Annotated in this window: 8 protein-coding genes and 1 tRNA gene; 5 read left to right on the top strand and 4 right to left on the bottom strand. The window is 52.5% G+C overall.

From position 1 onward, the window contains the following. From H6F43_RS08735 to H6F43_RS08725, 3 genes are all read left to right on the top strand, one after another. On the top strand, window positions 1–494 hold a 494-nt coding region (locus H6F43_RS08735), incomplete at its 5' end, for a DUF2232 domain-containing protein (RefSeq protein WP_190342409.1). A 3-nt stretch (window positions 495–497) separates the two neighbouring features. Then, window positions 498–1616, top strand: a complete 1119-nt coding sequence (gene cobT, locus H6F43_RS08730) for a nicotinate mononucleotide-dependent phosphoribosyltransferase CobT (RefSeq protein WP_190342408.1) — start codon at window positions 498–500, stop codon at window positions 1614–1616. A gap of 217 nt (window positions 1617–1833) precedes the next feature. Further along, window positions 1834–2790, top strand: coding sequence for an NAD-dependent epimerase/dehydratase family protein (locus H6F43_RS08725; RefSeq protein ID WP_190342407.1), 957 nt, complete (start codon window positions 1834–1836; stop codon window positions 2788–2790). Window positions 2791–3225: 435 nt separating this feature from the next. On the opposite strand, the gene H6F43_RS08720 is transcribed toward H6F43_RS08725, so the two are convergent. The 4 genes from H6F43_RS08720 to H6F43_RS08705 form a co-directional block, all read right to left on the bottom strand. Further along, window positions 3226–3298 (bottom strand) — tRNA-Glu (locus H6F43_RS08720). Window positions 3299–3417: 119 nt separating this feature from the next. Further along, window positions 3418–3693, bottom strand: a complete 276-nt coding sequence (locus H6F43_RS08715) for an Npun_R1517 family heterocyst differentiation transcriptional regulator (RefSeq protein WP_190342406.1) — start codon at window positions 3691–3693, stop codon at window positions 3418–3420. Window positions 3694–4525: 832 nt separating this feature from the next. Then, a complete protein-coding gene (locus H6F43_RS08710) occupies window positions 4526–6328 on the bottom strand; it encodes an ATP-binding protein (protein ID WP_190342405.1) in 1803 nt (600 codons plus the stop codon). A gap of 159 nt (window positions 6329–6487) precedes the next feature. Next, window positions 6488–6718: a type II toxin-antitoxin system CcdA family antitoxin gene (locus H6F43_RS08705; RefSeq protein ID WP_190342404.1), complete on the bottom strand. Its 231-nt coding sequence runs from the start codon at window positions 6716–6718 to the stop codon at window positions 6488–6490. Between the two features lie 372 nt (window positions 6719–7090). Between H6F43_RS08705 and lepA the strand changes: the two genes are divergently transcribed. Next, window positions 7091–8899 carry a translation elongation factor 4 gene (gene lepA, locus H6F43_RS08700; RefSeq protein WP_190342403.1) on the top strand — a complete coding sequence of 603 codons (1809 nt, stop codon included), beginning with the start codon at window positions 7091–7093 and terminating at the stop codon, window positions 8897–8899. A 345-nt stretch (window positions 8900–9244) separates the two neighbouring features. Beyond that, window positions 9245–10210, top strand: coding sequence for a UDP-glucuronic acid decarboxylase family protein (locus tag H6F43_RS08695; RefSeq protein WP_190342402.1), 966 nt, complete (start codon window positions 9245–9247; stop codon window positions 10208–10210). Window positions 10211–10290 lie beyond the last annotated feature (80 nt).

Genomic DNA, 10290 nt, shown 5'->3' with positions numbered 1-10290 from the left:
CGCTGCTGTATTTGCGTTGGGGAAGCCGTTCTGCGTGGATGGCAGCGCTGGTGTCTTGGCTGCTGCTGAGCGTGCTGATGGGACCGCCGCGCAGCATTTTGTTTCTCATGCCCTATGGGTTGATGGGTGTTCTTTTAGGAGTGCTGTGGCGACGCAGGGCGCGGTGGAGCGTGTCGATCGGCTTGGCGGCGCTGCTGGGAACGGTTGGCTTCTTTTTCCGCATCTGGCTGACGTCGATGCTGCTGGGTGAGGATCTGTGGCTGTACGCGACAAACCAAGTGACAGATCTGCTGGAGTGGCTGTTCATTAAGCTGGGCTTACTGTTTCAACCCAGCCTGGTCATGGTGCAAGCAGCGGTGGTTGTGATGATCATTGCCAGCCGCGTCGTGTATGCGTTTACCGTGCATTTGGTCGCCTGGCTGCTCCTTGATCGCCTTGGCAACCCGATTCCTCGCCCACCCAAATGGGTACAGGTGCTGATGGATTACGAGTAGCGAATGGCCTCCGTACGCGTCTACACACAAATCGAGCAGGGACAGCGCTGGCTGCAACGGTATCGCCACTGTGCACCACTGTTTGCCTGCGTGCTTGGCTTTACTGAAACAGGATTAATTCCGGACATCTCAGCCGCAGGTGTGACGGCGGGCGATCGCCAGTTCACCGCGATCGCAGATGCGGAGTTTCTGGTGAATGGTCCTCAGCCGCAGCCTGCCTATCCACTGCCGCCGCTACAGCTGGGAGCGTCTCCAGTGCTGATCTCGCGCGCAGTCGTTGAGGCACAGCGAATTCCGGTTTGGGTGTTCAATGCCGGACTGCCGCATCCCCCCGCAATTCCCGCGATCGAGCTAGGTGGGGCACCTGCTCGCTGTGTCAGCAGTGGGCAGGCGATGGAGCCTGCGATCGTTGAGCACTTGCTGCATCAAGGCTTCCTATGGGGTGAGAAACTGGCAGCGCAGGCTTCCTCCAGCTACATCATTTTAGGGGAGTGCGTGGTTGGGGGCACGACAACAGCGCTGGCAGTGTTAACGGGATTGGGAATTCCTGCGGCTGGAAAAGTTAACAGCAGTCATTCCACCTGCAATCATGCTCAAAAGTGGGACGTGGTGCAGGCAGGACTTAGTCGATCGCGCTCTGACCCAGCCCCCTTGGCGATCGCAGCGGCAGTTGGCGATCCAATGCAGATCGTTGTGGCAGGCATGGCGATCGCGGCGAGTCGTACGGTAGGAGTGCTGCTGGCGGGTGGAACGCAAATGCTGGCAGTATACGCGCTGCTGCACGCGATCGCGGAGCGCTACCAGCATTCTTGGCAGCCCGACCAGATTGTCGTTGGCACGACCCGCTGGGTCGCTGACGATCCAACAGGCGATACGGTGGGACTGGCAAGGTTGGTGAAGGTGCCGCTGCTGGCAACGCAACTGAGTTTCGCGGAATCGCGCTACCCACAGCTACAGGCGTATGAACGCGGCTTTGTGAAGGAAGGCGTTGGGGCAGGCGGCTGCGCGATCGCGGCGCACCTGTTTCAGGACTGGACGCAATTGGAGCTGCTGGGCGCAATCGAGGGATTGGTCGATCGTTGTTACCAGTTAAACAACGTTAGTTCTGGTCAAGTCGAGTGAGGCAAAGCAAAGTCCAACCTGAATGACGACTTCTAGGCTAGGGACGGTTGGCCATCCAGCCGTAGACTAGAGTAACCAAGAAATTAATAGGGCTGCGATCGCGAAGCGTGTGCGAGCGTTACATACGATCGACTCCCTTACCCACAATCATGCATTATTAAACTCGTGTAAGGCTGTACGATCGTACGACTACCCGCACAAAAGCAGTGTTGCAGCGATGAAAGCATTTGTCACAGGGGCGAACGGATTTACAGCGTCGCATTTAATCAAGGCATTAGAGCGGCGCGGAGATGAGACGATCGGGCTAGTCCGAAAATCAAGCGATCTATCTCGTCTATCAGGATGTCAAGTGAAGCTGATCTATGGGGATCTCTGCGATTTTGACGCCCTAAAAACTGCCATGACCGGAGTTGATGTGGTCTTTCACACGGCAGCGTATGTGGAACTAGGCATTGTCAATGAAGCGGAAATGGCACGGGTGAACGTGCAGGGCACGCGCACGGTGCTAGAAGCAGCGCGTGCGGCAGGTGTCTCAAAGCTTGTGTACTGCAGCACGATCGGCGTATTTGGGGACACGCAAGGACGTGTGATCGATGAAACCTTTCAGCGAGAGCAAACTGATTTCTCGTCAGCTTACGATCGCACGAAGTACGATGCTCAGCAACTTGTAGACCAGTTTGCGGCTGAAGGATTTCCCGTGGTTAGTGTGCTGCCCTCTGGCATCTTCGGCTCAGACGATCCGCACTTTGGTCCAGTGTTGCAGCAATTTCTCAAGGGCGGTCTGAAACTGTGGGCGGGTGGTTCTCGGATTACAGGGATTGTCCACGTCGATGACTTGGCAGAGGCGATGCTGCTGGCAGCCGAGAAGGGCAAGCCCGGTGACTGGTACATTCTTTCTGCAGGTGACCTTAGCACGCGCGAAATGTTTGAAATCTTGAGCCGCGAATCGGGCGTTCCTGTTCCCGCTGAAGCGCCTCGATTCCTCGTGCGGCTGGCGGGCAATCTGCTTGACCCGATCGGGCGTCTGTTCTCTTGGCAACCACCGCTTAGTCGCGAACGAGTCCATTACGTCTACGATCGCTGCGTCCGCGTCGATGCCAGCAAAGCACGACGAGAACTGGGTTGGCAACCAAGATCGATCGAGGCAACGCTTCGAGAGTTTGTAGAAAATTAGGTTGACAAAAAACTGTGCACACTCGTTCCATTGCTTGGCGACGCGATGGAACTGCTGAGAAATGACGTGCAAACTGGAGGTGCATCGTGTCGCATCGGTGCCGTGACGCAAACAACGGCAACCATCACAGAAAGTTAGGCAAACGCTTAGACAATCTGAACTGCGATATTAAAGCTGTTTGGGCGGCTCATAACCAGGTAATCACCTATTGAGTGAGCAGAACGGCTCAATGGTCAATATCACCTCTTCTGCAGCAAAGCAGACAGATGTCGCATGGCTGCCGCTACTGAGAAGCGATGCCCGATTTACGATCGCCAGTCTAAGGAGTTCGTACAGCAGCATGCAGACGAGGCACTGCTAAACCAGCCGTCGAAACCCCCTTTAAAGAATTTTGAAGAGAGGATTTTGCGACCCTCTCTCCAAAACTTTTCTTAATACCCCCAGGGGAATTCGAATCCCCGTCGCCTCCGTGAAAGGGAGGTGTCCTAGGCCTCTAGACGATGGGGGCATGTTTGCCAGACCTTTATAAGAGTAGCGAATTCTACCTTGTCTGTCAACCTTGCCTGCCAACTTAAACACCTGTTAAGTGAATCAGTGTAGTTAGCAAGGTAGTTAGCAAGTTCGCCCCTAAGCCAAGTCCTTTGAGTTCCGCAGGCGAATCAAATGGCGACGCATCTGTGGTGAGGCTTGAACCTCTAGAATTTCCTGGGCGTCAACGGCAACGTGAATGGGTTCTAGGTAGTCGTCCATACCGCAGGCGAAAGCGTCTAGCAGAAGCTCTAGGAGCCGGTCGCGATCGCCTAGTGCACCCTTTTCCTCAATCAGTCTAAATTTGAGATGGATTTCACACTCATAAACGCCCACCTCAGAGCTTGTGGGCTGACACTCTAAATCGTGTTTCATTTTCGGGAGTTGCTTGACGGTAGTGCGAGAAGAGCTTTGAATTCCTCGATCCAGTTCTTGTTAATTGATGGTCGATTGGTTCATCAACTAACTCAAATAGAAACGCTGTTTCATTCCCTAAAGTTAACACTCCCAGAAATCGCTCAATATCCGCTAAATAGCTGAACTTAATAAGGTGATTTTTAACCTCAAACAATACATTTTCTTGTGCTTACGTAGTAGCAATTTAACGTCCTACTGGTTGGGATTAAACCATCAGCTCGCTGAAGCTACGGCAATGCTGGCTCAAATTCTATGAATTCCCTATGAGGAAAGCGTTCAATATTTAAAGCAGATTTAAAGTTTGTTCAATGTTACTAGGTTTAGCTGATTGTATGTTGTCGCACAGCGTTAGCAGATAAGGATATTACACACTGCTTTTAAGCAAATAAAGCTACTTTTGTTTCATACTTTCTATTACTCAGTACTGAGAATAATTAGATAAGTGTTCCTCATCCCAAGGAAGTATTGTGTAGCAATTAAGATAGATGGTACTGACAGATGTATACATCTTTTATACGGCTATCACGTACAGCGTTAGACTTACTTCCACGACTGCACATGTTTACTTAAAGAGAATACTTAGATTCTTGATTAAATAGATACTGCTACTTGGTTAAAGTACGCCGACAACCCATACTCCAAAAGTAAGAGTTTGCTAGAGAGGTTTCAGTATGAAGTTGTGATTCAGGAGTTGAAAAACAGTCCGAGCAGATCCCATCGCAAATCGAGGGATCTGTGTGTAGTTCTGATATGGCTAGTAGCCAACATCACACGTTCAGACTTAACACGTTCAGACCTGTGAGGTGATCATAATGGGCTCCTGGAACAAAGGAACTGTAAAGGTCACGGTTGATCCTAAGCCCTCGCCCAAGCTGTAAAAATTGACCTCGCCCCCCATCGCCTCAACGAGTTTCTGAGAGATTGCTAATCCTAAGCCCGTGCCTTCGTACTGGCGGGTCCGAGAACCATCAACTTGACTGAAGGATTGGAACAGCCTGTCCTGCATGTCTAAGGAGACTCCAATGCCTGTATCGGCGACGCGGACTTTCACCATTCCCGGAAACTCCTGGTTTTGCACCGTCACCTTCTTCTTGATCATCTCAACGCTGATCGTGATCCCACCTTCGTGCGTAAATTTGATGGCATTACCCACCAAATTCAACATGACCTGAAGAAGACGCTTATAATTTGCGTGTAGAATAATCTCGTCGTCGGTTGGAGGGCTTTGAATCTCGAAACCCAACTGCTTCTGATGGACTTGGCTGCGGGTAAAGCCTTCGACATCGTGTAGCAGTTCGGCTAGCTTGACCGGACTCATTTCGATTTCCAGCGTTCCCGCTTCGATTTTGGCAATGTCCAGGATGTCATTGATAATGTCTAGCAGATGGATTGCCGATCGATACGCTTCATCAATAAACTCTGCCTGCTCAACGGGGTCATCTGCCATGCCCTCTTTGATCAGCTTAAGAAACCCAATCATGCCGTTGAGCGGTGTGCGCAACTCGTGCGACGTCTTCGCGAGAAACTCACTTTTTAGCCGTGAGGCATCTTCTGCCTGCTGTCGTGCTTCCTCAAGTTCCTGATGCTTTTGCAGCAGGCTTTTGTTAACTCGCTGTAGTTCTGCGGCAAGCGACTGGCTATCGGCAACCAAAGTCGCATGCGCGATCGCGGTCCCTACCTGATCGGCTAGCTCCTGCATAAATTCAAGCTCAGCATCGGTCCACACGCGCGGACGATCGCACTGATGCAGAATAATCAGCCCGTTTGGCTGGTCCTGATAGCAGGTTGCTACGGTGAGCAGCGACTGGGGTTCAATCGTTCCTAGGGTTGAGGTCGTTTGCACCGAAACAGGCTTCAGCGTCTCGATCGCTCGACTGAGGTAGGAGGTGCTTGCGAGCTGAAACTCTTGTCCTAGAAGCGAGGGAACTGCCTCCTGGCAATATTCAGCCACGACGTTTACCGTTGTGGCTTGGTGCTCATAGGGGCAAACGGCGCAGCCGCTAACGTCAAGCGCTTTGCCCAATCCCGCTACAGTCTGCTGCCAAATGGTTGGAAGATTTAATGTGCGTCGAATGTTCCAGGCAATCTGCGTCCGTAGTTTCTGATATCGATCGGACGCCATCGCAACCGGAGAGTAGAGCAACGTTGATTGCTGCAATGCGGGTGGCTGCTCTAAGGACGGCACCGCTGCGGAGGGTTCTAGCGCAGAAATCAGCCGCCCTGCTACGGTGACTAAGGTCGGGGAGAGATCGGGAACCAGCACTGGACTGACAACCAAATCAAACAACAGCGTTTGGTCACCACAGCGGAAGTAGCAGGCAAACTGATCGGGCGCAAGGCTGTCTAACACGTAACGAATTCGTTCAAGGTAGGAAGCCGCAACGACAGGCGCAAAGATGCTTTCGATCGGATGACCAAGGAGCGCCTCTGGTGTTATGTTATACTCGGTAGCCTTATTCCAGTGAAACGATACGTAGTGCCCATTGCTATCCTGAATAAAGACCAACGCCTCTGCATAGTCTTGAGAAGGCTCCTTCGAGTTAAACGCTATGCCTTCTGGCAAGGAAGATTGAAAGTGGGCAGAGGAAGTCATCAGGGTTTAGGCTACAGGCGGATGAATGTGGGCATACAAGAGTCACTTAGAGCAGCGCGATCGTGCAATCCATACACGCAGATGTGACACAGTAGAGCAACCTATCTGCTGAATGCGTTCAAGAAATCGAAGTTCCTCTGAGGCGAAGGTGCTTCTGAATTAGTCATTCCATTCACCTCTAGGGGGTACCGGAGGATTTCGCTGCAGGTTACGAGTCAGCTCGTCATCTCGGCTGGATTCGTTCCGCAGCCACTGCCGAATGGCGACCTCAATCACTCGACTAGGGTCATTCGTCAGGTGTTTGATCTGCTCAAGCAACTCAGCATCAAGGTGGACTGAAATTTCCACCTTATCGGAAGCGGACTGAGCGTGGACGGCAGAGTCATTCATAGGTAAGGGCAGTCAGAGGGTGGTCGGAAACACAATGCGCTAGGGTTTCGGCTGCCTAGTTCGCTAAGCCTACACTGTCGCACAGGCAGGCAGCAATTTCTAAGAAATCGCTACTATCGATCTATGGCACAAAACCTCATCCCTTCTTGTAAATTTTACAAGGTTCGTTCCGCCTCGGCATTCTCTAAAGCAAAGTCACCTGCTTGAGTACCTGATACTGCCCTCAAGAACGCATTACAATACTTTAAGCAAAGCTTAGAGCTTCCCCAGTTCGATCGCGGCTCCAGTTTGTGCCGCCGTGCAGAGCTAACAGACGATTGGACCGTTGAAAGCCGCTAGCAAGTTGATTCAGTCATTCGTAGAGCAGAGTCCATGACAGACGTACCCGTCTCTCGCATTCGTAACTTTTCGATCATTGCCCACATCGACCACGGCAAGTCAACGTTGGCGGACCGTTTGCTTCAGGTAACAAAAACGGTTGACGCACGAGAGATGAAAGAGCAATTTCTCGACAACATGGACCTGGAGCGAGAACGGGGCATCACAATTAAGCTTCAGGCAGCGCGGATGGACTATACCGCTGAGGATGGTCAGTCCTATGTCCTCAATTTAATTGACACGCCGGGGCACGTCGATTTCTCCTACGAGGTGTCACGATCGCTCGCCGCCTGCGAAGGTGCCTTGCTCGTCGTCGATGCCTCCCAAGGAGTGGAGGCACAAACCCTCGCTAATGTGTATCTGGCGCTAGAGCACAACCTGGAAATTATTCCAGTATTGAACAAAATCGATTTGCCTGGCGCAGAGCCAGAGCGGATCAGACAAGAAATTGAAGACGTGATTGGGTTGGATTGCAGCGGGGCAATTCTGGCGTCTGCAAAAGAAGGCATTGGCATCAACGAGATTCTGGAGTCGATCGTCACGCTCGTTCCGCCACCGCAGGATACCGTTGACCAACCTTTACGAGCGCTGATCTTTGACAGCTACTACGACATCTACCGAGGCGTAATTGTCTACTTCCGCGTTATGGACGGCACCGTGCGGAAGGGCGATCGCGTCCGCCTGATGGCATCGGGTAAAGAATATGAGATCGATGAAGTAGGCGTGCTGTCGCCGAACCAGGTGCAAGTCGAGGCGCTCCACGCTGGAGAAGTGGGCTACATTGCCGCGGCGATTAAAGCTGTTGAAGACGCGAGAGTCGGTGATACGATCACGCTGGCAAGCACCCCAGCAAAGGAGCCACTACCTGGCTACGTAGAAGCCAAGCCAATGGTGTTCTGCGGTATGTTTCCCACCGATGCTGACCAGTTTGAGGATTTGCGCGAGGCGCTGGAAAAGCTGAAGCTGAGCGATGCAGCACTAAACTACGAGCCAGAGACATCTAGCGCCATGGGCTTTGGCTTCCGCTGCGGCTTTTTGGGGTTGCTGCACATGGAAATTGTGCAGGAGCGACTGGAACGAGAATACAACCTGGATCTAATCACGACGGCTCCTTCTGTGGTTTACCGCGTGACAACCATGAAAGGCGAGGTGCTGGAGATCGACAATCCCAGTCGGCTACCGGACCCGCAGCACCGAGAAAAAATTGAAGAACCCTATGTTCAGGTCGACATTATTACCCCAGAAGAGTACGTGGGGACGTTAATGGAGCTAAGCCAAACTCGGCGCGGTGTGTTTAAGGACATGCGCTACCTGACACCTGGACGTACGACGCTGATCTACGAACTGCCGCTGGCGGAAGTTGCGACTGACTTCTTTGATCAGATGAAGTCCCGATCGCGCGGCTACGCCAGCATGGAGTACCAACTGATTGGCTATCGGGAAAATCCGCTGGTGAAGCTGGACATTCTAATCAACGGCGATCCGGTTGATCCGTTGGCGACGATCGTGCATCGCGATAAAGCCTATGGCGTCGGGCGCGCCCTGACCGAGAAGCTGAAGGAGCTGATTCCGCGCCACCAGTTCAAGATTCCGATTCAGGCAACGATCGGCACGAAGGTGATTGCGAGTGAGCACATTCCTGCCCTGCGGAAGGACGTGCTGGCGAAGTGCTATGGCGGCGACATCTCCCGTAAGAAAAAGCTGTTGCAGAAGCAGGCAAAAGGTAAAAAACGCATGAAGTCGATTGGCACGGTCGATGTGCCTCAGGAAGCGTTTATGGCAGTGCTGCGTCTGGAACCGTAGCCCGCTGCATTAGGGATGACTGCGTCTTGCTCGTCTAAGGGCGTACAACAAGGGTGCCTGCGTGAAATCCGCTGGCACCCTTGAAGATTTTATGAACTCTCTAGATTTTAGAGGTGACCATTCTTGAACTTTGTTAACTTGCTATTAACTAGTGAGTTTCAGAGCAAGGATTCCGTAGGCATCACCGTGAAATGGTACGCAGTTCAGACTCAGGGAAACGGCATATCCGCAAAACTGCTGACGGTTGCAACACGGTTGTCCAATTCTTTAGGACGGCACCGATGCGATCGCAGCGCTCTCTAGCCTAGAGTTGCTTACTTAGAACACCCTAGACGACGTGTAGCTATGAGAATTTTAGTGACCGGTGGTGCAGGCTTCATTGGTTCCCATTTGATCGATCGACTGATGCTGGAAGGACACGAGGTGATCTGCCTCGATAACTTCTACACCGGACACAAGCGCAATGTGCTGAAGTGGTTCGATCACCCGTACTTTGAACTAATTCGCCACGACGTCACAGAACCAATTCGTTTAGAGGTTGATCAGATCTATCACCTTGCCTGCCCAGCGTCTCCAATTCACTACCAATTCAATCCGGTCAAAACGATCAAGACCAATGTGATTGGGACGCTGAACATGCTGGGGTTGGCAAAACGGGTCAAAGCTCGATTTCTGCTGGCGTCCACGTCGGAGATTTATGGCGATCCCGAAATTCATCCTCAAACCGAAGACTACCGAGGCAACGTCAACACGATCGGCATCCGCAGCTGCTACGACGAAGGCAAGCGAGTCGCGGAAACTCTAGCGTTTGACTACCATCGGCAAAACGATGTCCAGATTCGAGTCGCCCGGATTTTTAACACCTACGGACCTCGAATGTTGGAAAATGATGGTCGCGTCGTCAGCAACTTCGTCGTGCAGGCGCTGAACGGTGCGCCGCTGACCATCTACGGCGATGGCTCTCAGACCCGCAGCTTCTGCTACGTCTCTGACTTGGTTGAAGGACTGATGCGCCTGATGAACGGCGACCACACGGGTCCAGTCAATCTAGGTAATCCCGAAGAGTACACAATTCTGCAATTGGCGCAGGTGGTGCAGCAGATGGTGGACGCGGGCAAAGAAATTCGCTTCGAGCCGCTGCCGCAGGATGATCCCCGGCGTCGCAAACCCGACATCACCCGGGCGCAAGAGTGGTTGGGATGGCAGCCAACTGTGCCGCTGCGCGAAGGCTTACAGTCCACGATCGACGACTTTCGATCGCGGCTCAACAACGCGGATGTGCCTCAGGTGGATCGCGTCCCTTCTTACTAGAGACAGCGAAGCCAGTGCCTAACCACTGCTTCAAAACTTCAGATTTCCGCCAGGAAAACCTCGGATGCACGTATCCGAAG

Origin of the sequence: Leptolyngbya sp. FACHB-36 (assembly GCF_014695955.1) — a bacterium.
In the GTDB taxonomy this organism is placed as follows: domain Bacteria; phylum Cyanobacteriota; class Cyanobacteriia; order Leptolyngbyales; family Leptolyngbyaceae; genus FACHB-36.
Note: the sequence above shows the minus strand (reverse complement) of the source record. Positions and strands in the feature narration are given on the sequence as shown.

Excerpts from the sequence above, each read along its gene's own strand:
- cobT (WP_190342408.1), top strand. The coding sequence starts at position 498 with ATGGCCTCCGTACGCGTCTACACACAAATCGAGCAGGGACAGCGCTGG.
- H6F43_RS08725 (WP_190342407.1), top strand. The coding sequence starts at position 1,834 with ATGAAAGCATTTGTCACAGGGGCGAACGGATTTACAGCGTCGCATTTA.
- H6F43_RS08715 (WP_190342406.1), bottom strand. The coding sequence starts at position 3,693 with ATGAAACACGATTTAGAGTGTCAGCCCACAAGCTCTGAGGTGGGCGTT.
- H6F43_RS08710 (WP_190342405.1), bottom strand. The coding sequence starts at position 6,328 with ATGACTTCCTCTGCCCACTTTCAATCTTCCTTGCCAGAAGGCATAGCG.
- H6F43_RS08705 (WP_190342404.1), bottom strand. The coding sequence starts at position 6,718 with ATGAATGACTCTGCCGTCCACGCTCAGTCCGCTTCCGATAAGGTGGAA.
- lepA (WP_190342403.1), top strand. The coding sequence starts at position 7,091 with ATGACAGACGTACCCGTCTCTCGCATTCGTAACTTTTCGATCATTGCC.
- H6F43_RS08695 (WP_190342402.1), top strand. The coding sequence starts at position 9,245 with ATGAGAATTTTAGTGACCGGTGGTGCAGGCTTCATTGGTTCCCATTTG.